Origin of the sequence: uncultured Dysosmobacter sp., from assembly GCF_947631635.1 — a bacterium.
In the GTDB taxonomy this organism is placed as follows: domain Bacteria; phylum Bacillota; class Clostridia; order Oscillospirales; family Oscillospiraceae; genus Oscillibacter.
Genome location: NZ_CANRMB010000006.1, coordinates 93314 through 116236, shown reverse-complemented (window position 1 = coordinate 116236; position 22923 = coordinate 93314). Strand labels below are relative to the sequence as shown.

At 62.5% G+C, this 22923-nt stretch carries 28 protein-coding genes; 10 read left to right on the top strand and 18 right to left on the bottom strand.

What is annotated here, in order from left to right; all coding sequences use genetic code 11:
* Positions 1–9: 9 nt before the first annotated feature.
* From hisA to Q0Z71_RS05135, 8 genes are all read right to left on the bottom strand, one after another.
* Positions 10–732, bottom strand: a complete 723-nt coding sequence (gene hisA / locus Q0Z71_RS05170) for a 1-(5-phosphoribosyl)-5-[(5-phosphoribosylamino)methylideneamino]imidazole-4-carboxamide isomerase (RefSeq protein WP_298019236.1) — start codon at positions 730–732, stop codon at positions 10–12.
* 19 nt (positions 733–751) lie between these two features.
* Entirely contained in the window at positions 752–1222 is a 471-nt protein-coding gene (locus Q0Z71_RS05165) for a pyridoxamine 5'-phosphate oxidase family protein (RefSeq protein ID WP_298019233.1), read from the bottom strand.
* Between the two features lie 21 nt (positions 1223–1243).
* Positions 1244–1855, bottom strand: a complete 612-nt coding sequence (gene hisH, locus Q0Z71_RS05160; protein WP_298019231.1) for an imidazole glycerol phosphate synthase subunit HisH — start codon at positions 1853–1855, stop codon at positions 1244–1246.
* Position 1856: 1 nt separating this feature from the next.
* Entirely contained in the window at positions 1857–2444 is a 588-nt protein-coding gene (gene hisB / locus Q0Z71_RS05155; protein WP_298019229.1) for an imidazoleglycerol-phosphate dehydratase HisB, read from the bottom strand.
* 12 nt (positions 2445–2456) lie between these two features.
* Positions 2457–3524 (bottom strand): histidinol-phosphate transaminase, encoded by a 1068-nt coding sequence (gene hisC / locus Q0Z71_RS05150; RefSeq protein ID WP_298019227.1) that lies wholly within the window; start codon positions 3522–3524, stop codon positions 2457–2459.
* Positions 3525–3528: 4 nt separating this feature from the next.
* On the bottom strand, positions 3529–4821 hold the full coding sequence (gene hisD, locus Q0Z71_RS05145; protein WP_298019225.1) for a histidinol dehydrogenase: 1293 nt from the start codon (positions 4819–4821) through the stop codon (positions 3529–3531).
* A complete protein-coding gene (hisG, locus tag Q0Z71_RS05140) occupies positions 4818–6392 on the bottom strand; it encodes an ATP phosphoribosyltransferase (protein WP_298019223.1) in 1575 nt (524 codons plus the stop codon). The genes hisD and hisG overlap by 4 nt, the downstream gene beginning before the upstream one ends.
* 182 nt (positions 6393–6574) lie before the next feature.
* Positions 6575–6784, bottom strand: coding sequence for a hypothetical protein (locus Q0Z71_RS05135; RefSeq protein WP_298019221.1), 210 nt, complete (start codon positions 6782–6784; stop codon positions 6575–6577).
* 121 nt (positions 6785–6905) lie between these two features.
* Between Q0Z71_RS05135 and Q0Z71_RS05130 the strand changes: the two genes are divergently transcribed.
* Complete coding sequence (locus tag Q0Z71_RS05130) at positions 6906–7127, top strand: helix-turn-helix domain-containing protein (RefSeq protein WP_298019219.1); 222 nt, start codon at positions 6906–6908, stop codon at positions 7125–7127.
* Between the two features lie 49 nt (positions 7128–7176).
* On the opposite strand, the gene Q0Z71_RS05125 is transcribed toward Q0Z71_RS05130, so the two are convergent.
* Positions 7177–8277: a PhnD/SsuA/transferrin family substrate-binding protein gene (locus tag Q0Z71_RS05125; RefSeq protein ID WP_298019217.1), complete on the bottom strand. Its 1101-nt coding sequence runs from the start codon at positions 8275–8277 to the stop codon at positions 7177–7179.
* 195 nt (positions 8278–8472) lie between these two features.
* Between Q0Z71_RS05125 and Q0Z71_RS05120 the strand changes: the two genes are divergently transcribed.
* From Q0Z71_RS05120 to Q0Z71_RS05105, 4 genes are all read left to right on the top strand, one after another.
* Positions 8473–8961 (top strand): RNA polymerase sigma factor, encoded by a 489-nt coding sequence (locus Q0Z71_RS05120; protein ID WP_298019215.1) that lies wholly within the window; start codon positions 8473–8475, stop codon positions 8959–8961.
* Complete coding sequence (locus Q0Z71_RS05115) at positions 8945–9361, top strand: hypothetical protein (RefSeq protein WP_298019213.1); 417 nt, start codon at positions 8945–8947, stop codon at positions 9359–9361. Before Q0Z71_RS05120 ends, Q0Z71_RS05115 begins: the two co-directional genes overlap by 17 nt.
* Positions 9362–9374: 13 nt before the next feature.
* On the top strand, positions 9375–9998 hold the full coding sequence (locus Q0Z71_RS05110; RefSeq protein WP_298019211.1) for a hypothetical protein: 624 nt from the start codon (positions 9375–9377) through the stop codon (positions 9996–9998).
* Positions 9999–10252: 254 nt separating this feature from the next.
* Positions 10253–10732 (top strand): MarR family winged helix-turn-helix transcriptional regulator, encoded by a 480-nt coding sequence (locus Q0Z71_RS05105; protein WP_298019209.1) that lies wholly within the window; start codon positions 10253–10255, stop codon positions 10730–10732.
* Between the two features lie 63 nt (positions 10733–10795).
* Here the strand turns inward: Q0Z71_RS05105 and deoD are convergent, their stop codons facing one another.
* The 3 genes from deoD to Q0Z71_RS05090 form a co-directional block, all read right to left on the bottom strand.
* Positions 10796–11530, bottom strand: a complete 735-nt coding sequence (gene deoD / locus Q0Z71_RS05100; RefSeq protein WP_298019207.1) for a purine-nucleoside phosphorylase — start codon at positions 11528–11530, stop codon at positions 10796–10798.
* Between the two features lie 147 nt (positions 11531–11677).
* The gene (mtnA, locus tag Q0Z71_RS05095; protein ID WP_298019205.1) at positions 11678–12754 is read right to left on the bottom strand and encodes an S-methyl-5-thioribose-1-phosphate isomerase; all 1077 of its coding nucleotides are present in this window, start codon (positions 12752–12754) and stop codon (positions 11678–11680) included.
* Positions 12755–12795: 41 nt separating this feature from the next.
* Positions 12796–13317, bottom strand: coding sequence for a nitroreductase (locus Q0Z71_RS05090; RefSeq protein WP_298019202.1), 522 nt, complete (start codon positions 13315–13317; stop codon positions 12796–12798).
* 184 nt (positions 13318–13501) lie between these two features.
* Here Q0Z71_RS05090 and Q0Z71_RS05085 point away from each other — a divergent pair, with 184 nt between their 5' ends.
* On the top strand, positions 13502–14665 hold the full coding sequence (locus Q0Z71_RS05085; protein WP_298019199.1) for a pyridoxal phosphate-dependent aminotransferase: 1164 nt from the start codon (positions 13502–13504) through the stop codon (positions 14663–14665).
* Positions 14666–14706: 41 nt separating this feature from the next.
* Here the strand turns inward: Q0Z71_RS05085 and Q0Z71_RS05080 are convergent, their stop codons facing one another.
* Positions 14707–14946, bottom strand: coding sequence for a hypothetical protein (locus Q0Z71_RS05080; protein WP_298019196.1), 240 nt, complete (start codon positions 14944–14946; stop codon positions 14707–14709).
* A 248-nt stretch (positions 14947–15194) separates the two neighbouring features.
* Between Q0Z71_RS05080 and Q0Z71_RS05075 the strand changes: the two genes are divergently transcribed.
* From Q0Z71_RS05075 to Q0Z71_RS05060, 4 genes are all read left to right on the top strand, one after another.
* On the top strand, positions 15195–15443 hold the full coding sequence (locus tag Q0Z71_RS05075) for a sporulation transcriptional regulator SpoIIID (protein ID WP_298019193.1): 249 nt from the start codon (positions 15195–15197) through the stop codon (positions 15441–15443).
* 23 nt (positions 15444–15466) lie between these two features.
* Positions 15467–15730, top strand: a complete 264-nt coding sequence (locus Q0Z71_RS05070; protein ID WP_298019190.1) for a hypothetical protein — start codon at positions 15467–15469, stop codon at positions 15728–15730.
* A gap of 127 nt (positions 15731–15857) precedes the next feature.
* Positions 15858–16847: an LCP family protein gene (locus Q0Z71_RS05065; protein ID WP_298019185.1), complete on the top strand. Its 990-nt coding sequence runs from the start codon at positions 15858–15860 to the stop codon at positions 16845–16847.
* A gap of 33 nt (positions 16848–16880) precedes the next feature.
* On the top strand, positions 16881–18317 hold the full coding sequence (locus Q0Z71_RS05060; protein ID WP_298019182.1) for an S-layer homology domain-containing protein: 1437 nt from the start codon (positions 16881–16883) through the stop codon (positions 18315–18317).
* 180 nt (positions 18318–18497) lie between these two features.
* Here the strand turns inward: Q0Z71_RS05060 and Q0Z71_RS05055 are convergent, their stop codons facing one another.
* From Q0Z71_RS05055 to Q0Z71_RS05035, 5 genes are read right to left on the bottom strand one after another with little or no spacing between them, the layout of a single operon-like run.
* The gene (locus tag Q0Z71_RS05055) at positions 18498–19595 is read right to left on the bottom strand and encodes a DUF3810 domain-containing protein (protein ID WP_298019179.1); all 1098 of its coding nucleotides are present in this window, start codon (positions 19593–19595) and stop codon (positions 18498–18500) included.
* Between the two features lie 2 nt (positions 19596–19597).
* A complete protein-coding gene (locus Q0Z71_RS05050; protein ID WP_298019176.1) occupies positions 19598–20332 on the bottom strand; it encodes an ABC transporter ATP-binding protein in 735 nt (244 codons plus the stop codon).
* On the bottom strand, positions 20329–21117 hold the full coding sequence (locus Q0Z71_RS05045; protein WP_298019173.1) for an ABC transporter ATP-binding protein: 789 nt from the start codon (positions 21115–21117) through the stop codon (positions 20329–20331). The genes Q0Z71_RS05050 and Q0Z71_RS05045 overlap by 4 nt, the downstream gene beginning before the upstream one ends.
* Positions 21117–21926: an ABC transporter permease gene (locus Q0Z71_RS05040; protein ID WP_298019170.1), complete on the bottom strand. Its 810-nt coding sequence runs from the start codon at positions 21924–21926 to the stop codon at positions 21117–21119. The genes Q0Z71_RS05045 and Q0Z71_RS05040 overlap by 1 nt, the downstream gene beginning before the upstream one ends.
* The gene (locus tag Q0Z71_RS05035) at positions 21923–22873 is read right to left on the bottom strand and encodes an ABC transporter permease (protein ID WP_298019168.1); all 951 of its coding nucleotides are present in this window, start codon (positions 22871–22873) and stop codon (positions 21923–21925) included. The genes Q0Z71_RS05040 and Q0Z71_RS05035 overlap by 4 nt, the downstream gene beginning before the upstream one ends.
* Positions 22874–22923 lie beyond the last annotated feature (50 nt).

Below are 22923 nucleotides of genomic sequence, written 5' to 3'. Positions count from 1 at the left end.
GCGACCGCCTCACTTTCCGTTCTGCACAGCCTGAATGACCGTTTTCAGATCCAGCCGTCCGGTATACAGGGCCTTGCCCAGGATGGCTGCGTGGGTGCCGATGCGTTTCAGCTCCTCCAGTTCTCCCAGAGAGCTGACGCCGCCGGAGGCCGTCACATGCAGGCCCCTGATCTGGGCCAGTTCCCAGTACAGGTCCAGGTTCGTGCCCTGTTCCGCGCCGTCCCGGCTGATATCGGTGTAGATCACGGTGCCGACGCCCACATCCGCCAGCCGGCGGCAGAAGTCCACCCCTCTTTCACTGGACAGCTCCTTCCAGCCGTTGATGGCCACATATCCGTCCCGGGCGTCCACGCCCACGGCGATCTGGCCGCCGTATTTTGCAGCCATGCGGGCTGTAAAATCGAAGTCCTTCACAGCGACAGTCCCCAGGATGCAGCGACCCACGCCCAGGTCCAGATACTGCCGGATACGGTCCTCGGTCCGGATGCCGCCGCCCACCTCGATATACAGGCCGCCCTGCTTTGCGATGGCGGCGATGGTCTCAAAATTCGCCAGGGTGCCGTCCTTGGCGCCGTCCAGGTCCACCACATGGAGGTACCTGGCTCCGGCGCCGATGAATTCCCGCGCCACGGCGCAGGGGTCCTGCCCATAGACAGTCATTTTATCATAATCACCCTGATAGAGCCGGACCACCTGTCCGCCCCGCAGGTCGATGGCTGGAAAAATTTTCATGGCGATTCCCTTTCCCGTCTTACGCGTGGCTCTTACAGCTCAATTCCTCCGCATCCAGGCGGAAGATCGTCACGGTGTCCAGATCTTTTTTGGTAAAGGTCCACCCGCCCCGTCCGGCGGTGTGGCGCATCAGGACTTGCAGAGCTGTCTCCTTCTCTGTATCGTCCTCCACGATCCGGACCGGCCCGCCGCCCATGACGCTCTGGAAGCGGGCGGAATATCCGCAGGGCTGTTCCGCCTCGTGCAGCTCGTAATGGGTGTCCATCTCAAAGGCGGCCCAGCCGGTCCTGCGGATGAGGTCGATCTTCCGCCCCTCCCTGGCGCCGTGGAAGTAGAAGGAATAGCGTCCCTCCCGTTCCATATAGCCGAAGCTCAGCGGAACGATGTAGGCCTTTCCCTCGTCGCAGAAGCCCAGCCGGCAGCACGCGCAGCGGGAGATGATATCCCGGATCACAGCGGGGTCCGTGACCTCGCGGTCCTTTCTTCTCATAACCGTTTCTCCTTGCTTTCCTCAAAGCTCTGCAAAGGCCCGCAGCAGCCGCAGGCCCGCGTCACCGGATTTCTCCGGATGGAACTGGGTCCCCCAGACGTTGCCGTTCCGCACCACGCCGGTGACATCCACATCGCCGTACCGGGACGTGCCGAGGGTGCTCTCCCCGCAGTCCCGGGCATAGAAGCTGTGAACGTAGTAAACATATTCGCCGTCGCTGAAATATCGGAACAGCGGGTCGTCCCTCCGGACCTGCAGGCTGTTCCAGCCCATGTGGGGGACTTTCAGCGTCTTGTCCCGCAGCGCGCCCCGGAGGTCCACCACCTGTCCCGGCACCAGGCCCAGGCCGGGATGCTCGCCATACTCAAAGCTGCGGTCAAACAGCAGCTGCATCCCCAGGCAGATGCCCAGCAGCGGCTTTCTCTCCGCCTCCTCCCGCAGGACCGGCGCCAGGCCGGCGGCATCCAATTTGGCCCTGGCGTCTCCAAACGCCCCGACGCCGGGAAGGATGATGCGCCCGGCCGCCCGGAGGCGCTCCGGATCTCCGGTGACCTCTGCCTCCAGGCCCAGCGCCCGCAGGCTGGAGGACAGGGAGAACAGGTTGCCGACGCCGTAATCTACGATCGCGATCATATCACAGCACACCTTTCGTGCTTGGAATCTCATCCGCGTGCCTGGGGTCCATAGCCACGGCCATTTTCAGCGTCCGGCCCATGCCCTTGAAAACAGCCTCCAGGATGTGGTGGGTATTCTCCCCCGCCATCTGGCGGATGTGGATGGACGACGGGCAGTTCCGCACAAAGGCCAGCCAGAATTCCTTGGCAAGCTCCGTGTCAAAATCCCCCACTTTGGCCGCGGGCAGGTCCACCGCCCAGCCCAGATAGTCCCGGCCGGAGAGGTCGCAGGCGCACAGCACCAGCGTCTCGTCCATGGGCAGAAGGAATTGGCCGTAGCGGGCGATGCCCCGCTTGTCCCCCAGGGCCCCGGCAAACGCCTTGCCCAGGCAGATGCCGATATCCTCCACAGAGTGGTGTCCGTCCACCTGGGTGTCGCCCCGGCAGAAGACCGTCAGGTCGAAGTCGCCGTGGCGGGCGAACAGCTCCAGCATATGGTCCAGGAACCCCACGCCGGTGGCGATCTCCGCCCTTCCGGTGCCGTCCAGGCAGAGGTGCAGCTCGATCTGGGTCTCCCGGGTATTCCGTTTGATATCCGCGTTGCGCATCATGCCGCCTCCTTACAGATCATCCAGCAGCCGGGACACCTCGTCCACCAGCGCCACCATCTGCTCCAGAGAGCCGATGGTGATGCGGACGAAGTCCTGGATGCGGCCGCTGTCGGCCCACCAGCGGACCAGGATGCCGTTCTCCTTCAGTTTCCGGTACAGGTCTCCGCCGGAGATCCTGTCAGATTTTGCAAAGACAAAGTTGGCCTGGGAGGGCAGCACGGTGAAGCCCAGCCGCTCCAGCTCCCGCACGGTCCACTCCCGGTTGCCCTGGATGGCGCCGGTGCACTTCTGGAAATAGGCCTCGTCCTCCACAGCGGCGGCGCCTGCGATCAGGGACAGCCGGTTCACATTGTAGGGGTTGAAGCTGTATTTCACCCGGTTCAGCGCGCTGATCAGCTCAGGGCTGCCCAGGGCATAGCCCACCCGGCCCCCGGCAAGGGACCGGCTCTTGGACATGGTCTGCACCACCAGCAGGTTGTCATAGCGGTAGATCATGGGCACGCAGCTCTCCGCGCCGAAGTCCACATAGGCCTCGTCCACGATGACCACCCGGTCGGGATCTGCCTCCAGCAGACGCTGGATCTCCGGCCGGGGCACCGCCATGCCGGTGGGCGCGTTGGGGTTGGCGATGACGATGGTGCCGGGGAAGTCCATGTAGTCGTCCACGTTCAGGGTGAAATCCTCCCGCAGGGGGATGACCGTGGCGTCCAGGCCGAACAGGGCGGTCTGGGCCCTGTAGAAGCCATAGGTGATATCGGCGTAGGCCACGCCCTTTCCCTCGCCGCAGAAGGCCCGAAAGGCAAAGCCCAAAATCTCATCGGAGCCGTTTCCGGTGATGACATTGGACCGCTGCATCTCATACCGCTTTGCAATGGCGTCCACCAGCTGGCCGCAGGCTGGGTCGGAATACAGGTTCAGCTTCAAAAGCTCCGCCCGGGAGATAGCCTTGATGACCTTGGGCGCCGGGGGAAAGGGGCTTTCGTTGGTGTTCAGCTTGATGTACTGCTGATCCTGCGGCTGTTCGCCGGGGGTATAGGGGGCGAGGCGGGCCGCCTCGCCGGAGAGGAATCTGCTCATGGCGTCAACGCTCCTTTTTTTCTTGTTGGCATCGGATAACAGCCGACCGGGCGTGGGCCTCCAGGCCCTCCCGGCGGGCAAAATCCGCGATGCGCCCGGCCACGGGGGCCAGGGCCTCCTGGGTGTAATACAAAAAGCTGGACTTTTTCACGAAATCGTCCACGCTGAGGGGGCTGGAGAACCGGGCCGTGCCGCTGGTAGGCAGGGTGTGGTTGGGGCCTGCGAAATAGTCGCCCAGGGCCTCCGGGGTATTGCGGCCCAGGAAGATGCTGCCCGCGTTCCGCACCTTCGGCAGCAGGGCGAAGGGATCGTCCACACACAGCTCCAGATGCTCCGGCGCAATGAGGTTGGCGGCCTCCACGGCCCTGTCCAGACTGTCGGTGACGATGATCTTGCCGTTGTCGTCAATGGACCTCCGGGCGATATCTCTGCGGGGCAGCTGTTCCAGCTGGACCTCAAGCTCCGCCTGAACGGCTTTTGCCAGACCGGCGCTGTCCGTCACCAGGACGGCGGTGGCCAAAACATCGTGCTCCGCCTGGCTCAGCAGGTCCGCCGCCACCCACCGGGCATCGCATCTGCCGTCCGCCAGCACCAGGATCTCGCTGGGGCCGGCGATCATGTCGATGGCCACCTGCCCGAACACCTTCCGCTTGGCCGTGGCCACAAAGATGCCGCCGGGGCCGACCACCTTGTCCACCTTGGGCACGCTCTCCGTGCCATAGGCCAGGGCCGCCACCGCCTGGGCGCCGCCCACCTTGAAGATCTTCGTGGCCCCGGCGATCTTCGCCGCCGCCAGGGCGGCGGGGCTGACGGTGCCGTCCTTTTCCGGCGGCGTCACCAGCACGATCTCCCGCACCCCGGCGATCTTCGCCGGGATGACATTCATCAAAATGGTGGATGGGAACGCCGCCGGACTGCGGGGCACACAGATGCCCACCTTTTCAATGGGCGTGTACCGCTGTCCCATGACGACGCCAGGCTGATCCGCCAGCACAAAATTCCGGTGGACCTGCTGCTGGTGGAAACGGCGGATGTTGTCCGCCGCCATCTCCAGGGTTTTCAAAAAGTCTGCATCCAGGGTCTCCCAGGCAGCGCTGATCTCCTCCTCGCTGACCCGCAGGTCCGTCAGCGCCGCGCCGTCGAACCGCTTGGTATAGGCCCGCAGGGCCTCGTCGCCGTTTTGCCGCACCTCCGCCAGCACCGCGTCCACGGCGGCGCCGACGTCCTCCTCCGCCTGGATGTCCCGGTTCAGGATCTCCTCCGGGGAGAGCTTGTCAAATTCACAGATCCGGATCATTGCGCCGTCACCTCTGTCAGTTTTTTCAGCATCGTCTCGATCTCCTGGCGCTTGAACTGGTAGCTGACCCGGTTGGAGATGAACCGGGCGGAGATGGGCATGAATTCCGTCAGCACCTTCAAATGATTCTCCTTCAGGGTGGTGCCGGTCTCCACGATGTCCACGATCACGTCCGAGAGGCCCAGAATGGGCGCCAGCTCGATGGAGCCGTTGAGCTTGATGATATCGATGTCCCGGCCCTGGGCCGCGTAATAGTCCTTTGCAATGTTGACGAACTTGGTGGCTACCCGCAGGGTGCGGCTGGGATCGTCCACAAAATCCTTCGGCCCCGCCACGCACATGCGGCACTTGCCGAGGCCGGTGTCCAGCAGCTCATACACGTCCGCGCCGGACTCCTCCAAAATATCCTTGCCCACGATGCCCACATCCGCCGCGCCGTGCTCCACGTAGATGGCCACGTCGCTGGGCTTTACCAGGAAGTAGCGGATGCCCGCCTCCGGGTTCTCCACCACCAGTTTCCGGGTGTCGTTGTAATTCTCCGGGCAGCCGTAGCCCACGCCCGCCAGCAGGTTATAGACCTTGTCGCCCAGGCGTCCCTTGGGCAGGGCCACGTTCACCATGATCCGTTCGCCCTCCACCGGGGCGTCGGCAAGGCGGTCCAGCTCATCCAGATACAGGGCAAAGCCGATGGCTTTGGCGCCGGGACGGAACTGCGCCGCCAGAGGATCATACCGGCCGCCCTTGAGCACTGCCCGGGGCAGGCCCGCCAGATAGCCCTGCAGCACCAGGCCGTTGTAATACTCCATATCGTTGACCAAGGACAGGTCCAGCTTCAGCTTTTCCGTCTGCCCCTGGGCCTCCAGGGCGGCGCACAGCGCCCGCAGCTCAGTCAGCGCCCCACCCATGGCGGCGTTCAGCGCCAGAGGCTCCGCCGCCTCCAAAACAGACGCCCAGGGGCCGGACAGGGCGGACAGGCGGCACAGCGCGTCGGTCCCCTGCCGGGAGAGGCCCGCCTCCGCCGCGCACTTTTGCAGCTCGTGGGCGTTCCGGTCCCGGATGCAGGTCAGCAGCCGGGGACGGATGCCCTCCGGCGCGCCCACCGCGTCGAACAGGCCGGTGACAAAGCCCATGTGGCTGAGCTCCAGCACAAAGTCCCGCTCCGTCAGGGCCAGGCTCTGAATGGCCAGGGACACCGCCTGGGCAGTAACTTCGCCATCCACCGCCCCGATGCACTCCAGGCCCATCTGGCTGATCTCTTTAAAGGTATGGCTCTCCTGGCTGGGACGGTAGACATTCTCCGCATAGTAGAACCGGCCGCAGCCGCCGTCCTCCACCTGGGCGTTTTTGGCGATGGACAAGGTCACGTCCGGCTTCAAGGCCAGCAGGCGGCCGTCCAGGTCCGTGAAGGTGATGACCTGCTCGCTGGACAAAAAGCGGCGGTTCTCCTGGTACAATCCGTATTCCTCGAACCGGCCCATGTGGTATTGGCGGAAGCCCGCCTGTTCATACAGCATCCGCAGCTGCAAAGATACCCGCTCCTGGGGCTTCAACATATTCAGATCCAATTCCATGGGGACGCTCCTCCTCGCAGGGCACACCGGCCCGTCTCTTTTACGGAGATCATTTTACTTTATTTTATTAGCAAAGTAAAGTGGTAATTCGGTAATATAAGAAATTCTATCATTTATACAAATCCCCGGCAAACAGCAAAGCCGGATATCGGGATTTTACACCCAATATCCGGTTTTTGCAATCATTCTTCTGCCTGACAGGGCATTTCTTCGGGCCTTTGTTCCCGCCGCGGCTCCGGGCGGTCTCTGACGGGAACGCCGCTCCGCTCCAGAAACCGCGTGATCTGCGCAATACAGGCCCCGTCGCTCTCCCGTTCCTCGATCATGGCGGCGATGGCCCGCAGGGCTCTGCTGTATGGCTGGGGTCCTATGTTGATATGTTCGATATCCATGTCTGCTCCCCTGAAATTTCGTTTTTATTATATATACATAATAAATCTACCCCATTTCCCGGATAATATCAAGAAAATATTATTATGTATATGGAGTGTTTTTGTGAAAAGAAGCACACCTTTGGATCGTAACATCGGTGCAAAAGTAAAACATTATCGGGAACTGCGGAAATTAACGCAGAAGGAACTGGCTGCCCAGCTGCAAACCTCCGGATGCGACCTCACTGAAACCATGGTCGGACAGATCGAGATCGGCTATCGCGCCACCTCCATCTTCGAGATCGACAAGCTGGCCGAGGTCCTGCGGGTGGACTACAACGCCCTCTTTGCCCAAGACGAATAAACGGAGCTGCCTGCGGCAGCTCCGTTTTTTGATGAATCTGTATCCTGGGCTATCCGGCGGTCTTCCCCTCCAGGGTCAAAAGCCGCCGGGTGGCGTCCAGCGCGCCCTCCTGGGCAGCGCCGTAGGAATTGCGGCCAAACAGGTCCAGGGCCAACAGGTGCGTGTCCCTGTCATAGCCGCTGGAAACCGTCAGCGCCCGCACGCATTCCGCCAGCGCCGCTGTGAAGCGTTCGTCCGTCAATTTCTCCTGGCTGCCTGCCGCGGCGGCCCTGTCATAAAACCATTCCGTCAGGGCAACGGCAGGCAGGTCCTCCCAGATGGTGCGCTCATGGCCCAGGCCCGTTTCGTCCTGCTCCTTGTCCGGTTCCGCAGGGGCGTTCCAGAACTCCGACCACGCCTCCCGCTCGGCTTCCTCCATGGGCAGCAGATCGATCTCCCCCCGGGAGGCCGCCAGCAGCAGGTCGTCGAAGCTGTCATAGACCGTGACATCGGAGAGGTCCTCCAGGGTGTTCCCCTCGTAGTGGTCCGCCAGCCACAGGTCCACCCCACGGTGGCCGGAAATGGAATCTGCCTCCAGCACGCCCCAGCGGGCGTGGTCCAGCTCTGCCCAAGAGAGGGATGGCCGCTCCGCCAGATTTTTGCCGTATCCCGTGGGCGCGGCGCAGATCAGCGCCCGATACCCCGGTATCAGAGGCGCTTCCACCGGCTCCCTCCGCCAGGCGGACAGGTCCTCTCCCTGGTCCCAGAACAGGGGGCCGGACACCAGAAGCACCGGTACCTCCGTCTCATAGCGGGCCAGATCCTCCGCCGGCAAAAAGGCCACATCCACCGTTCCCTCCTCCAGCGCCTGGACCGTGGCTGCCACAGAGGAGCCGATGGTGACCTCTACCGCCTCCACCGCCACGCCCTGTTCCGCCAGTGCGGTCCGCAGCAACTCCGGCATCTCCCGAACCGCCTCTGACAGGCGGCTCACTGCCAGGTCTCCCTTTTCAAACTCGATCCGAAGGGTTTCAAACCGCAGCGGTTCCTCCGCCTCCGGCGGCTCCGTCTGTTCCGGCTCCGGCTCCACCGGCTCCGGGGTTTTTGGCCCGCAGCCGGCAAGAAGCGCCAGCAGCATCGCCAAGGCCAACAGCAGGGAAATCTTTTTCATATGTCTCTCCTTTTTTCCGGCGGACCACTGTCCGCCGCCGGGTTGCAGCATCCTGTTGTATGTATCATAGCATTCCGCCGCCGGGTGCGCAATGGCGGGGCGCCTGAAAAAATGTGAATCTTTTTTCTGACAGGTGAAAGTTTTTGCCCGCCCTGATCGTATCCCTTATGAGAGCGCTCCAAAGGAGTTGATACCATGAATTTGAACCAACGGGCGGAATATCTGGCCCAGACCTATGCCGACGCCATTCTCCGCCTGAGCTACACCTATTTGAAAAACACCCAGGATGCCCAGGACATCTGCCAGACCGTCTTTGTCAAGCTGCTGACGGAGCCACGGGCGTTTGAAAGTCCCGCGCACGAGCGGGCCTACGTCCTGCGGATGGCGGCCAACGCCTGCAAGGACATCCTGAAAAGTCCCTGGCGGAAAAAGACCTGCGGCCTGGAGACCTGCATGGAGCTCCCCGCTCCGGAAGAGGCGGACGGCTCCCTGCTGGCGGCGGTGAACAGCCTGCCGCCCCACTACCGGGCCGTCATCTATCTCTATTATTACGAGGGCTATCAAGCCGCGGAGATCGGGACCATCCTGGGCGTCCCCACCGCCACCGTTCACACACGGCTGGCCCGGGGACGGGCCAAGCTGAGAGAACTGTTAGGAGGAACAGACGATGAGCAAACTGTATGAATATCAGCAGGACCTGAGCGCCTTGCGTTTCACCCCAGAGCAAAAAGCCAAGCTGGCGGCGGAGGCGGCCGCCGCGGCCCAGAGGCAGACCCGCCGGACCCGCCGTCCCATCGGCAGGACCCTTTTGGCGGCCGCCTGCATCGCCGCAGTGCTGGTGGTCAGCGCCGGGGCCTCCGGCGTGCTCAAAACCGCCGTGGAGTCCTTCTCCGGCATCTTCGGCGGCTCCGTGGCCCAGACGGAGGTCATCGACAAGATCGGCCACCCCCATCGGCGCCAGCGCCACGGACAACGGCGTCACCGTCTCCGCCGACGCCATCATCGGCGACGAGTACAACGCCGCCATCATCTTCACCTTCCGCCGGGACGACGGCACCCGCCTGTTCCCCGAGGAGATCAATGAGAAAAATCTCCTGATGGGCGGATTCGGCGGCGTGGACCTGAACGTCAAGGGCGGGAGTCACGGCAGCTCCTGGTTTGTGGACGAGGACCCTGACGACGATTTTGTCCAGATGGTGCAGACCATCAGCTCCGACCGTCCCATCACCAGATGCACCGCCACGGCGGAGTTCAGCGACCTCTGCGGCTGGGACGACGAGGCCGAAACATCCGTCCCCCTGATCGAGGGCCACTGGAAATTCCGCTTTGACGTGGACTATGAGGATTCCTCGCAGGTCTGCGGCGGCGGCGACACCTTTGCGCAGGACGACATGACCTTCACCATCGACGAGGTGCGCGTCTCCCCCGTGGCCGTCCGGGTGGCCTACACCGTGGACAGCGAGGCCCAGTGGAGCGACGCCCCCAGCGGCAGACTGAACGACGAGGACCGCGAGACCGTCCGACGCTATTTGGAGAACGTGGAGATCCTGCTGACCAAGACCGACGGCACCGTGGTGCAGGCCCCCAACGGCGGCAGCGTCAAGCCGGACCGCGGCGCCACCGTCTGCGTCAAGGGCGGCGTGCTGGACGAGATCATCCCCTTGGAGGAGCTGGCCAGCATCTCCGTGGGCGGCATCACCTATCCCATCTCCGCCGAATAAGCAAAACAAGAGCGCCGGGATGATCAGTCCCGGCGCTCTTTTTTCTCAGGCCTGCCGTTCCCGGTCGGCAAGGTGTCTCCTGTTCATGGGTCTCCCCATACCTGTATCATATTCCCTGTTTCTATGGAAGTCAACTCCAATCGTTGCGGGCCGCAACGATTTGTGCAAACCGTCAAAAATGTCCTGCCGGAATTGACGGGACGGCGGCCAGCCTGTATGATGGAAGCAATTCATCATGAAAAGGAGGGCTCGCCATGGACCCTACCAGGCGCCGCATCCGAAAGATCGACCGGGACGTTCAGCGCTTTGTCGTCCGGGCGCTGGACAACACCAACCTGAGCCTTTCGGATTATGATATGATCCACACCATCCACCACCGCCCCGGCATCACCCAGGAGGACCTGCGGCGGAAATACGCCCAGGACAAGAGCACCATCGCCCGCCGCGCCGCCAAGCTGGAGGCCGAGGGCTATATCATCCGCCGCCCTCATCCGGAGGACGGCCGCCGGAAGCAGCTGTTCATCACGGAGAAGGGCTCGGCCATCCGGGACGCCAAGGTGGAGGCGGAGTCCTTCTACTTTGCCTGGCTGACGGAGGAGCTGTCCGAGGAGGAGCTGTCGGTCCTCTGTCCCCTGCTGGACCGCATCCAGCTCCGCAGCCGGGACGAACGCCGGCAGGAGTTTGCCCACCTGCTGGAATCCTACGCCAAAACCCACCGCCAGAGAGAGAAATAACGGGAACGCCGCGTCTGCGGCGTTCCCGTTTTCCGTATCAGGTTTTCCGTCCCCCGGCGGCGGTCACTCCTTCACGGACTTCCAGGCCGTCTCCAGGGCCACCTCCATCATCTCGTGGAAGGAGTCCTGCCGCTCCTGGGCGGAGAGGGCTTCCCCGGTAAAGATGTGGTCGGAGATGGTCAGGATGGACAGGGCCTGCTTGCCCAGCCGCTGGGCGGTCCAATAGATGCCCGCCGTCTCCATCTCCAGCGCCAGGATGCCGAATTTGCGGTACATCTGGCCCGCCTCGGCGTTGTCGTTGTAGAACTGGTCGGCGGTGAACACCTGGCCCACGTCCGCCCGGACGCCCAGGCGCTCCGCCGCCTCGACGGCGTCCCGCAGCAGCGGCCAGGAGGCGGTGGCGCACAGCTGGCCCGGGAACCGGTACTGGTCCACGAAACGGGAGTTGGTGGACGCGCCCATGGCGATCACCACGTCCCGGACATGGACATCGTCCCCCACGCCGCCGGCGGAGCCAATGCGGATGATGGACTCCACGCCGTAGAACTGGTACAGCTCATAGGTGTACAGTCCCGCAGAGGGCACGCCCATGCCGTGGCCCATGACGGAGAGCTTTTTGCCCTTGTAGGTGCCGGTATAGCCCAGCATGTTGCGGACCGTGTTGAAGCAGACGGGATTCTCCAGGTAGTGGTCCGCCACGTACTTCGCCCGCAGGGGATCGCCGGGCATCAGCACGGTCTTTGCGATCTGCTGTTCCTCCGCCGCGATGCAGGCGGAGGGGGATTCTTTGATGGGCATTTCAATTCCTCCTTGTATATTTTATGTCAAATATAGCGTTTTGTTGTCGCATTTTGCCGTCCAGATAATCTTTTCCGGCTTCAGGACAAATCTCCCGCAGTCCTTGCAGCAGGCACTCGGGATGCTGGGGGCTTTTCCATCCGGCACTCACGTTCCGCTTTTGAACAGCGCCGCCAGGCTCTTGGTGAACGGCGGGCGGCAGATGCCCTTCTCCGTGACGATGGCGGTGATCAGCTCATGGTCCGTCACGTCAAAGGCGGGATTGTAGCACTTCACGTCCGGCAGGGCCATGGGCTTTTCGTACCACAGGTTTTTGATCTCCTCCGGGTCCCGCTCCTCGATGGGGATGTGGGCGCCGTCGGGACAGTCCATGTCGATGGTGCTGGTGGGGCCCAGCACATAGAAGGGGATGCCGTAATGCCTGGCCAGGATGGCAACGCCGCTGGTGCCGATCTTGTTGGCGGTGTCGCCGTTGGCCGCCACCCGGTCGCAGCCCACGAAGCAGGCCTGCACCCAGCCATTTTTCATGACGATGGAGGCCATGTTGTCGCAGATCAGCGTCACGTCCACTCCCGCCCGGTGCAGCTCATAGCTGGTGAGGCGGGCGCCCTGGAGCAGGGGCCGGGTCTCATCGGAGAACACCTTGAACTTCATGCCCCGCTCGGCGCCCAGCAGAATGGGGCCCAGGGCGGTGCCGTACCGGGAGGTGGCCAGGGGACCGGCGTTGCAGTGGGTCAGGATGCCGTCGCCGTCCTTCACCAGGGACAAACCGTATTCGGAGATGGCGGCGCACTTGGCGATATCGTCCTTGTGGATGGCCACCGCCGCCTCGTACAGGGCATCCAGCATCTGGCCCCGGGTGCAGCCCACATGCTCCAGCGCCGTGCGGAGCATGCTCCGGATGGCCCAGTTCAGATTCACCGCCGTGGGACGGGAGGCGTTCAGCTGTTCGCCGTATTCGCTCAGCCGCTTTAAAAACACCTGCTGGTCCTCGGTCCGGATGGACTTTGCCAGCACATACATGCAATAGGCGGCGCAGATGCCGATGGCGGGCGCGCCCCGGACCTTCAGCATTTTGATGGCGTCCACCATCTCCTCCACCGTCTGAAGGCGGATCTCCCGCTCCTCGTCGGGCAGCAGGGTCTGGTCGATGATGTAAAGCGCCTCCGCTTTCCGGTCATAGCGGATATTCTGCGCGTGGGTCACCCTTGTCAGATCAGCCATTGTCATGTTCCTCCTCTTTACAGTCCGCGGGACTCCCCCGCTCACACGCGGATGATGTAGTTCTCCTTCCGGGGCTTGGGCGCGGGCAGGGGGCCGTCCGCGTAGCCCAGGATGCAGTTGCCCACACCCCGGTAATGCTCCGGCAGGCCCCACTTTTTCAGCAGTTCCTTTCCCTCGGCGCGGTCAAACAGCTCTATGGCCCGGTTGATCCAGCAGGAGCCCACATTCAGGGACGCGGCGGCGTTCATCAGATTCCCCATCACCAGGGAGCCGTCCCGGAGCCAGTTGGGATTCGTGCCGTCCGCCAGGACCACCACCACGGTGGGCGCGCCGTAGAAGGGGTCCGTGCCCGGCCGCCCCTGGATCTCCGCGTTGAGCCGGGACATATAGGCGATGGTCTCCGCGTCCTGCACCACCACCATCACCGGGGACTGCTTGCCCATGCCGGTGGGAGCCCAGGTCCCCGCGTCCAGGATGACGTTCAGCTCCCCATCCGTGATCTGCTCCGCCTTGTATTTGCGGACGCTCCGGCGCTCTCTCAAAACCTTCAAAGTCTCATTCATGGCACATGTTCCTTTCTTTGCAGTTGAGCCGGGTATCCGGCCCGGCCTCATGTTGTGACCATTCTATCACGTTCCATGAAAAATGCCAAAGAATATTTCCAAAAGCGCCTGTTGGGGCTGGTATTTTTCACCGGCTTCCGGTATGATAGAACATCATACCCACCGATACAAAGGAGTGACGCTCATGCCCCAGCCGCTTTCCGACCGCACCGCCAGCTTCACCGATTCCGTCATCCGGCGGATGACGCGCATCTCCCTGCAATACGGCGCCGTGAACCTCTCCCAGGGATTCCCCGACTTTGACCCGCCCCAGGCCATTCTGGACCGTCTGGCCCAGGTCGCCCACGAGGGTCCCCACCAATACGCCATCACCTGGGGCGCCCAGAATTTCCGGGAGGCCCTGGCGAAAAAGCAGTCCCGCTGTATGGGCCGCCCCATCGATCCCAACACAGAGCTCCTGGCCACCTGCGGCTCCACCGAAGCCATGATGTGCGCCATGATGACCGTCACCAATCCCGGGGACAAGGTCATCGTCTTCTCCCCCTTCTATGAGAACTACGGCGCCGACACCATCCTCTCCGGCGCGGAGCCGGTCTATGTTCCCCTGGTGCCGCCGTCCTTCACCTTCGACCCGGAGGTGCTGGAGGACGCCTTCCGCCAGCATCCCAAGGCCCTGGTGCTGTGCAACCCCTCCAATCCCTGCGGCCGGGTGTTCACCCTGGAGGAGCTTCAGATCATCGCGGACCTGGCGGAAAAATACGACACCTACGTCATCACCGACGAGGTGTATGAGCACATCGTCTACGCCCCCCGCCGCCACATCTATTTTGCCACCCTGCCCGGAATGTGGGAGCGGACCATCTCCTGCTCCTCCCTGTCCAAGACCTACTCCATCACCGGCTGGCGGCTGGGCTATATCATCGCGCCGCCGGAGGTCATTGAGCGGGCCAAAAAGGTCCACGACTTCCTGACGGTGGGCTGCGCCGCCCCGCTGATGGAGGCAGTGATGCCCGCCCTGGAATTCGGACCGGACTACTATGAGGGCCTGCTGGCCAAGTACACCCACAAACGGGAGCTGTTCCTGAAGGGCCTGGACGACCTGGGCATCGCCCACACCACGCCGGAGGGCGCCTATTACGTCCTGCTGGATATCAGCGAGTACGGCTACGACAGCGACCTGCGCTTCTGCGAGGACCTGGCGCGGGAGGTGGGCGTGGGTGCCGTCCCCGGCTCCAGCTTCTTCCGGGAGCCGGTCAACCACCTGATCCGCTTCCACTTCGCCAAAAACGACGAGACCTTGAACGAGGCCCTCAACCGCCTGGAAAATATCAAGGTTCTGAAAAAATAATCAACAGGGCCGCCCGGAAAGGGGCGGCCCTGTTGGTCTCTTCAGTCCATGTAAGGCTTGCAGTCATAGCCGTTATACTGCTTTTTCAGCTTGACCAGAATGGAGCCGTCCGGCTGCTCCGTCTTTTCCAGGATGCGGTAAGGCGTACGGTTCCGGTCCATCTGGGCCAGATAATGGGTGTACTCCGCCTCGGCAAACCGCACCGCTTCTTCGCGGGGCAGGTCCTCTTTCAGCAGAAAATGGATCGTCTGCTCCAAACAGGCTGCTTTGATGCGTTTCATATAGAATCTCCTCCTTTGAAGATATCTTTATTTTAGCAGTCCCCGCCCCTTTTCGTAAGAAAAATTTTTGATCAGATTTCCATTTTTGTGAACTTTTCGCAGATTATATGGCGCAGAATTTGTCTATTTTTTATGGATATTGTTCTTTTTTCCGGAATCACACAGTCTCCCTCCAAACCATGTCCGCCGTCATATCCGCCGGATAGCCTGCATAGGATGGAGCAACAAGAGGCGGGGAGTGTTGTGTTTTGAAAGGGAACATGGAGGAGCGGGCTGAACGCCTCGCTCTTTACATCATAGAGAACCGGACCACGGTCCGCGCCGCCGCACAGAAATTCGGCATCAGCAAAAGCACCGTCCATAAAGATATCTCCGAACGGCTGCCCCAGTTCAACCGGGCGCTGTATCTGCAGGTCAAAGAGGTGCTGGACGTCAACAAGGCGCAGCGCCACATCCGGGGCGGCATCGCCACCCGCAAAAAATACCGCGGTGCCTGACGCCGCAAAGGGAGGAAGCATCCATGTCCAATCACGCTTGCGAACAGGACTGTCCCGGCCGGGGCCTTCAGCCTCCGGCACCAGGCGTCCCCTCCGCTTCCGAGCCGCCGGTCCGCCGCTGGCCCCATCCGGTAAACGGCATCGACGCCGCCCAGGCGTCCACCGCCCGGCAGCTGGACACAGCGCTGCACTACATCCACTGCGCATTGTCCTACCAAAATCAGCTTCTGGCGGACATCAAAGCTCTGCTGGAACAGATCTCGTCGGAACAGGCGGAGGAAAAATAGCGGCAACGCCCGCTATTTTTCTTTCCCGGACCTGGGACATGCCCTATTTTCCCTCTTGTGTTTTCCGCAGGAGGGCTTTATAATAAGGGGCAGCATTATGTAAATCTGCCAAGGAGCGTTGTTTCAGATGTCCAGAACCCACCGCCGCCAAAAACGCCGCAACTGGAGCCGGACCCTTTTGCTGCTGATTTTCATCGCCGCCGCGCTCTACGCCGGCGTCCACTGCCTGTTCCGCGCGCCGGAGCAAAAGCAGGACGAAGCAGTCCCGGCCCAGGCTGTGAGCAGCACCCCCCAGGACACGCCGGATGCTTCCCAGCCGCCCTCCACCCACCAGGTCCGGAAAGCGGATTTTTATACCATCCTGGTCTCCGGCATCGACGATGGCAACGGCCTCAACGACACCAACATCCTGGTGGCGGTGGACGCCGCCAACAACTCCATCTACGGCGTCAGCATCCCCCGGGACAGCAAAACGGTGTGGGACGGCAAGAGCCACAAAATCAACGCCGTGTACAATGCCGGCGGGATGGAAAAGCTGGCGGACGTGGTGTCCGATCAGTTGGGCATTCCTGTGGACTATACCGTGCTGGTGGACCTGCACGGCTTTGAGGCTTTGGTTGACGCCATCAACGGCGTGGACTTCTATATCCCCATTGACATGGATTACGACGACCCCTATCAGGACCTCTCCATCCACTTTCCAAAGGGTATGCGCCACCTGTACGGCAGCGATGCCATGAAGGTGGTCCGGTTCCGCCACAACAACGACGGCACCGGCTACGGCAGTGAGGACATCGGCCGGATGCAGACCCAGCAGAACTTTTTGAAGGCCGTGGCCAAGCAGACGCTGACCCTCTCCAATGTGGACAAGCTGGACGACTTCGTGAAGATCTTCCAAAAATATGTGGAAACGGACCTCACCCTGGGCAACCTGCTGTGGCTGGGCAAGGAGGCCGTGGAGATCGGTGCGGAAAACGTGGAGTTCTCCACCCTGCCCGGCAATTGGAAGTCCCCCTATATCTATCTGGACCAGGCGGAGACGCTGGCCCTGGTGAATCAGCACTTAAACCCCTATGTGGAGGACCGGCTTCCCGAGGATCTGAACATTCCCTCCTGACGTTCTCCTGTCCATCCCTGAAAGGAGGCACCTGTGAAAAAGCGCATCCCCTCTCTGCTATTGATTTTCAGCCTGCTGCTGACGGTCCCGGCCCTGGCCGTGTCCGAGGGCACGGAGCACTTCGCCCGGAGCAAAACCTATGCCGGGCAGTTCTCCGACCTGGCCGCGGACTCGGTGTTCTACGACAACGTGTCCGCCCTCTATGAATACGGCCTCTCCGTGGGCAAGCCCGACGGCACCTATGGTCTGCAGGAGCCCATGACTGTGGGACAGGTCATCATCTTTGCGGGGCGTATCCGCAGCCTGTATTGCACCGGCGATCCGGAGCGGGGTCCCGCCGCGTACCAGAGCGGCGGCGTTCCGGCGGCCGTTCCCTATCTCCTGTATTTACAGGCGGAGGGCGTGCTGGACACGGCCTTGGATAACAGCCTTGCCTCCGCCGCCACCCGGGCCCAGGCGGCCCATGTGCTGGCAAACATCCTGCCGCCGGAGGCCCTGCCCCGGGTCCATGACGCTCTGGTCTCCCAGGCTCACGCCGATGGCCGGTTTCTTACAGACGTAACGGCGGACACCCCCTACCGGGACGATATTCTGACCCTGTACCGCACAGGCGTGTCCGTGGGCAGCGACGCCTCCGGCTCCTTCCAGCCGGACGCTCCCATCACCCGGGGGGCGGCCGCCGCCATGCTGACCCGGCTGGTGGACCCCGCCTTACGGCTCACACCGGCCTGGGTCCTCTCCACCTCCTATACCAGCGCCCAGGGCGTCACCCTGGCCAGCCTGGTCCCGGCGGGTACCTATGTCTCTGCCCCCTCCACTGTGGGGGAACTGTCGGAAAGCGTGCGGTATATGCTCTCCTCCGGCAGCAATGTCCTGACCCTGCAATACCCCGGCATCGCGTCCCTGGAGGTCCGGAAGGTCATGGAGTCCGCGCTCTCCATCGCCAAGACCTACTGTGAACAGAGCTATAATTCCGTTACCTGTTCGTACAATCAGGCGGGTTCGGTGACGCTGACCTTCTCCGCCTCCGGTCATGAGAACAAGATCTCCCTTTACCGGGCCGAAACCATGGCCTCCGCCATCGCTGTCCATGACCAGCTGTGGGAGAGCGGCCAGCTGGCCAGCGGTATGACGGACCACGAAAAAGCCCGGGTGTATTACACCTGGATCTGTGATAACTGCGTATATGATTACAACGCCAACGACCGCTCCCTCAGCCACCTTCCATACAGCCTGTTCCACCGCGGGATCGCCGTGTGCGACGGCTATACCGGTGCCTACAACCTGCTTTTAAAGCTGGAGGGGATCGACTGCACCGCCCTCTCCAACAGCGGCCACATCTGGACCGTGGCGGAGCTGGATGGACAGCAGGTCCACATCGATACCACCTGGGGCGACAGCGGCAGCGGCATCAGCTATGAGTATTTCGCCATGACGCCGGAGCAGTCCTGGCAGCAGCATTCCTGGTGATCAAAAAGTGCTTTGCGGAAAATTCCGCAAAGCACTTTTTTGATGCTTCTTTGGATCGTCCATTAACTTGAAAAATCACTTGCGATTTTTCAAGCAGGCGATGCCCGCTGTGCGTAAAGCGCACAGCAATTGACTAGGCCCATGTGGCCTGTGACACCCGAAAAGTGGATTTACCACTTTTCAAGTTATTGGATCATAATACGCCACCAGCAGGTCCACCACGGTCCCGTAGGACTGAATGCCTCTTTCGTCGCCGTAGGCCTTCAAAATGCCGTCATAGACGGTGGTGGACGCCTTCTGCACAATGGTGTCCCGGAACTGGTCCCAGTAGGCGTTGTTGGCGGCCAGGTCCGCCTTTACGGTGTCCGGCAGCGCGTTCCGGATGGCCCAGTAGGTCTCCGAGTCCACCGAGTACAGGGCGTTTCCCAGGTGGATGTACCCCATCAGCCATCCGGCATAGGCGTAGGCCGGGTCGCCGCAGGTGGTGGAGGCCAGCACCGCCAGGAAGTTGCACTCCTGCTCCGAGGCAAAGCCCCGCTGGTGGGCCAGCTCATGGGCCACCGTGGAGGGCAGCAGGCAGGCGGGACTGTCCACATTCACGTTGGATTCCCCGGTATAGGGGCAGTAGAACCCGGTGAAGTCGATGACGCTCATGAGGCGGGAGAAATACATGGCTTTCACGCCTGGGTCGTCAAATTCCAGGAAGGGAAACTGTTTTTCCAGTTCGTCGTAGACCGCAGGGCTTTTTTCCAAAATCTCCGTTCTGGGCACCGCGAACACGCCGTTTTCATCCCGCTCCACCTGGTCCGCCGCCTGGGAGAGCCGCTGGGCGAAATAGACCGTCACATCCAGCAGGTCCTCCTGCGCCACCGGCTGGGCGCGGATGCCGGACTTGTCCTGAAAGCTGTCCGTCCAGAAATTGACGCCCCACAGCAGGCAAAAGCCCGCGTAGACAGACAGTCCGGCGCACGCCGCCCCCAGCACCGCGCTGTACGCCCGGTGCCCCCGGCGGCCTTTGGCCTTCACAACGGCGGCGATGCTCCAGACCACATAGGCGGTCCCCAGCAGCACCGCCAGGACATACAGCACCTCCATGACGGAGATCTCCGTCCGGTAGCACAATCTGCCCAGGGCCTGCCGCAGGGGGCCGGTGAAGTGGTCCGCCAGGGCGTTCATCCAGGCCCGGTTTCCCCGGCAAAGCCAAAAGGCTGCCAGCAGGCACAGGTCCGCCAGCAGCCAGATATGCAGTTTTCGGTGTTTGAGAAAAAATGCCTTCATATTCACTCCGCCGCAGCCAGAAGCTGCCTGGTATAGTCCGCCTGGGGATGGTCGAAGATGTCGTCCACCGCCCCCTGCTCTACGATGCGGCCCGCCTTCATCACCAGCACCCGGTCGCACAGCTGATACACCACGTTCAGGTCGTGGGAGATGAAGAGAAAGCTCAGGTCCAGCTCATCCCGCAGGTCCTTCAGCAGCTTTAAAATCTGGGCCTGGATGGTCACGTCCAGCGCCGACACCGGCTCGTCCGCGATGATGAACCTGGGCCGCTGGATCAGTGCCGCCGCGATGCTGACCCGCTGCCGCTGTCCGCCGGACAGCTCTCTGGGCTTTGCGGTCAAAACCTCCCCGGGCAGCTCCACCCGGTCCAGCATGTCCCGCACCCGGCGCTTCCGCTCCGGGGCGTCATACTTGCCGTAGATCCGCAGCGGCTCCTCCAGGATCCAGCCCACCGTGTAGGCGGGGTTCAGGGAGCTGTATGGGTCCTGAAAGATCATCTGGGGCCGCCTGGTGTAATGGACCACCACGCCCTGGTCTGGCTTCACCATGTTTAGGATCGTCCGGGCCAGGGTGGATTTTCCGGTGCCGGACTCCCCCACCAGGCCCAAAATCTCGCCGTAGCGGATGTCAAAGGTCACGTCGTGAAGGACCTCGTGATACGCGCCCCGCCGGAAAACGCCGCCCTCATGGTAGCCGCTGGTCACATGGCGGACGGAGAGCACCAGCTCTTCCTTCATGAGCGCTCCCTCCTCTCCCGTGTGGGGATGGCGGCGATCAGCCGCTGGGTGTAGGGATGCTGGGGATGGTAAAACACCTGCTCGGTGTCCCCCTCCTCCACCAGCACGCCCCGCTGCATCACCGCCACCCGGCCACAGAGCTTCCGCACCACGTTCAGGTTGTGGGAGATGAACAGCATGGAGATGCCGGATTCCCGGTTCAGCTTTTTCAGCAGCTCCAGGATCTGGGCCTGGATGGTCACATCCAGGGCCGTGGTCGGCTCGTCCAGCAGCAGCAGCCGGGGCCGGATGACGATGGCCGCCGCGATCATGGCCCGCTGGAGCATCCCGCCGGACAGCTCATGGGGATATTTTTCATAGATCCCCGCCGCGTCCGGCAGCTCCACGGCCTCCAGTGCCTCCAGGGCCAGCTTCTTCCGCTCCTCCGGGCCCAGGTCCGTGTGGAGGCGCAGCACCTCCTCCACCTGTGCGCCGATCCTCATCAGCGGGTCCATGGCGCTCATGGGCTCCTGGAACACCACGCCGATGGCCCTGCCCTGGACCTTCCGCAGCGCTGTCCTGTCCGCGTGGAGCAGCTCCGCACCGTCCAGCAGGATCTCGCCGGAGTAGGCGCACTGTTTCCGGGGCAGCAGGCCCGCCACGCTCATAGCGGTGACGGATTTGCCGGAGCCGGACTCCCCCACCAGACCCACGATCTCGCCGTCCCGGATCGTGAGCGACACCCCGGAGACCGCCTCCCGGTCCCGGGTATGGAATTTTACATGCAGATCTCGGATCTCCAGCATCAGGCCACCTCATTTCCCCGGCGCTGCAAGCCCTCGCCGATCAGGCCCACGCCGAACACCAGCAGGATGATCACAAGGCCGGTGCCGACGGCGTACCAGGGGGCCAGGGTGAACATGCTCTGTGCCTCGGACAACATGTAGCCTAAAGACGCGTCCGGCGGTGTCACGCCGATGCCCAGATAGCTCATGGACGCCTCCGCCAGCACGGCGTTGTTGAACCCGATGGTAATGGCCGGCAGCAGCACCTGCATGGTGTTGGGCAGGATGTGGACCGCCAGGATGCGGCCGTTTCCCGCCCCCATCAGCCGGGCGCTCTTCACATAGTTCACCTCCCGGAGGGCTGCAAAGGCCGTCCGGGTCACACGGGCAAAGCTGGGGATGAACACAATGCCCAGGGCCAGCACCACATTGTATTTGCTGCCCGGTCCCAGTACGCTGATGATGACCAGCGCCAGCAGGATGCTGGGGAAGGCGGTCAGCGCGTCGTTGAAACGCATGAGGGCGTCGTCCACCACGCCGCCGAAATAGCCGGTCAGCGCGCCGACGGCGGTGCCGCACACGGCGCCGATGGCGACGGTGGACAGCGCGATGGCAAAGGTCATGCCCGCGCCCTTCAGCACCCGGCTGAAGATGTCCCGGCCAAAGTTGTCGGTGCCCATCCAGTGCGCCAGGGAGGGCGCGTCGGTTTTCGGCCCCACCGCCATGGCTGTGGGATCATAGGGTGTCCAGAAATAGCCCAGAATAATGAGCGCCGCCAAAAAGCCCGTCAGGAGCAGTCCGGCTTTTAAGTAACCGTTCATCCGTCTCATGAGCCACCTCCCAGACGCAGGCGGGGATCGATCCGCTGGTTGATGAGGTCCGCCACCGTGCCCGCCAGCACCACCCAGAAGGCCAGAATGACCACGATGGCCTGGACCACCGGGTAATCCCGGTTGGAGATGGAGGCCACCAGCAGCCGTCCCAGTCCGGGGATGGCAAAGACCTGCTCCACCACGATGCCGCCCGCCACGATCTCCGCCATGGTCTGGGCCAGGAAGGTGACCACCGGGACCAAGGCGTTTTTCAGCACATGGCGGTACAGCACGCCGGCGCGGTCATTGCCCCGGGAGATGGCGGTGCGGACATAGTCCTTCTGCATCTCCTCCAAAACCGTGCTGCGCAGCATCCGCACCGTCATGGCGATGCGGGGGATGGCCAGGGAGACCGCGGCGAAAAGCATGTATTTCAGCGCCCCCAAAAAGTCCGTTCCCAGCTCCGGGAACCGGCCGTGGGTGAACCATTTCAGCGTGGTGCTGAACAGCCAGGTCAGCAGGATGCCGGTGAAAAAGGGCGGCACCGCCATGCACAGCTGGTTGAACGCCGTCCGCACGCCGTCCAGCCTGCCGCCGGACCGCCGGGCGGACCAGACCCCCAGGGGGATGGCCAGCACCGCGATCAGCAGGAAGCTGAGCACGCTGAGGCACAGCGTCACCAGCACCTTGGGGGCGATCAGCTCTCCCACCGGCTGCTTGTAGCTGATGGAGATGCCCAGGTCTCCGGTGAAGAAGCCCGCCAGCCACGCCCCATACCGCACCAGCAGGGGGCGGTCCAGGCCCAGCTCCTTTTCCAGGGCCGCCAGGCGCTCCGGGGTGGCCTGGGTCCCCAGCATGATCTCCGCCGCATTGCCGGAGATCATGGAAAACGCCGCGAAGGCCAAAAAGGAGACGATGACCATGGTCACGAGCAGCATGGCAATGCGCTTTGCCGCGTATTTCATGGTCATCGCCCCCTTTCCGGGCGAGCGGCCGGACAACAGCCGCTCAAAAT

Excerpts from the sequence above, each read along its gene's own strand:
- Q0Z71_RS05035 (WP_298019168.1), bottom strand. The coding sequence starts at position 22,873 with ATGAAATACGCGGCAAAGCGCATTGCCATGCTGCTCGTGACCATGGTC.
- Q0Z71_RS05080 (WP_298019196.1), bottom strand. The coding sequence starts at position 14,946 with ATGAAACGCATCAAAGCAGCCTGTTTGGAGCAGACGATCCATTTTCTG.
- Q0Z71_RS05120 (WP_298019215.1), top strand. The coding sequence starts at position 8,473 with ATGAATTTGAACCAACGGGCGGAATATCTGGCCCAGACCTATGCCGAC.
- Q0Z71_RS05045 (WP_298019173.1), bottom strand. The coding sequence starts at position 21,117 with ATGCTGGAGATCCGAGATCTGCATGTAAAATTCCATACCCGGGACCGG.
- hisD (WP_298019225.1), bottom strand. The coding sequence starts at position 4,821 with ATGATCCGGATCTGTGAATTTGACAAGCTCTCCCCGGAGGAGATCCTG.
- Q0Z71_RS05070 (WP_298019190.1), top strand. The coding sequence starts at position 15,467 with ATGTCCAATCACGCTTGCGAACAGGACTGTCCCGGCCGGGGCCTTCAG.
- deoD (WP_298019207.1), bottom strand. The coding sequence starts at position 11,530 with ATGCCCATCAAAGAATCCCCCTCCGCCTGCATCGCGGCGGAGGAACAG.
- Q0Z71_RS05110 (WP_298019211.1), top strand. The coding sequence starts at position 9,375 with ATGGGCGGATTCGGCGGCGTGGACCTGAACGTCAAGGGCGGGAGTCAC.
- Q0Z71_RS05085 (WP_298019199.1), top strand. The coding sequence starts at position 13,502 with ATGCCCCAGCCGCTTTCCGACCGCACCGCCAGCTTCACCGATTCCGTC.
- hisC (WP_298019227.1), bottom strand. The coding sequence starts at position 3,524 with ATGAGCAGATTCCTCTCCGGCGAGGCGGCCCGCCTCGCCCCCTATACC.
- mtnA (WP_298019205.1), bottom strand. The coding sequence starts at position 12,754 with ATGGCTGATCTGACAAGGGTGACCCACGCGCAGAATATCCGCTATGAC.
- Q0Z71_RS05135 (WP_298019221.1), bottom strand. The coding sequence starts at position 6,784 with ATGGATATCGAACATATCAACATAGGACCCCAGCCATACAGCAGAGCC.
- hisB (WP_298019229.1), bottom strand. The coding sequence starts at position 2,444 with ATGCGCAACGCGGATATCAAACGGAATACCCGGGAGACCCAGATCGAG.
- Q0Z71_RS05065 (WP_298019185.1), top strand. The coding sequence starts at position 15,858 with ATGTCCAGAACCCACCGCCGCCAAAAACGCCGCAACTGGAGCCGGACC.
- Q0Z71_RS05125 (WP_298019217.1), bottom strand. The coding sequence starts at position 8,277 with ATGAAAAAGATTTCCCTGCTGTTGGCCTTGGCGATGCTGCTGGCGCTT.
- hisA (WP_298019236.1), bottom strand. The coding sequence starts at position 732 with ATGAAAATTTTTCCAGCCATCGACCTGCGGGGCGGACAGGTGGTCCGG.
- Q0Z71_RS05055 (WP_298019179.1), bottom strand. The coding sequence starts at position 19,595 with ATGAAGGCATTTTTTCTCAAACACCGAAAACTGCATATCTGGCTGCTG.
- Q0Z71_RS05090 (WP_298019202.1), bottom strand. The coding sequence starts at position 13,317 with ATGAATGAGACTTTGAAGGTTTTGAGAGAGCGCCGGAGCGTCCGCAAA.
- Q0Z71_RS05040 (WP_298019170.1), bottom strand. The coding sequence starts at position 21,926 with ATGAGACGGATGAACGGTTACTTAAAAGCCGGACTGCTCCTGACGGGC.
- hisH (WP_298019231.1), bottom strand. The coding sequence starts at position 1,855 with ATGATCGCGATCGTAGATTACGGCGTCGGCAACCTGTTCTCCCTGTCC.
- Q0Z71_RS05050 (WP_298019176.1), bottom strand. The coding sequence starts at position 20,332 with ATGAAGGAAGAGCTGGTGCTCTCCGTCCGCCATGTGACCAGCGGCTAC.
- Q0Z71_RS05115 (WP_298019213.1), top strand. The coding sequence starts at position 8,945 with ATGAGCAAACTGTATGAATATCAGCAGGACCTGAGCGCCTTGCGTTTC.
- Q0Z71_RS05105 (WP_298019209.1), top strand. The coding sequence starts at position 10,253 with ATGGACCCTACCAGGCGCCGCATCCGAAAGATCGACCGGGACGTTCAG.
- Q0Z71_RS05165 (WP_298019233.1), bottom strand. The coding sequence starts at position 1,222 with ATGAGAAGAAAGGACCGCGAGGTCACGGACCCCGCTGTGATCCGGGAT.
- hisG (WP_298019223.1), bottom strand. The coding sequence starts at position 6,392 with ATGGAATTGGATCTGAATATGTTGAAGCCCCAGGAGCGGGTATCTTTG.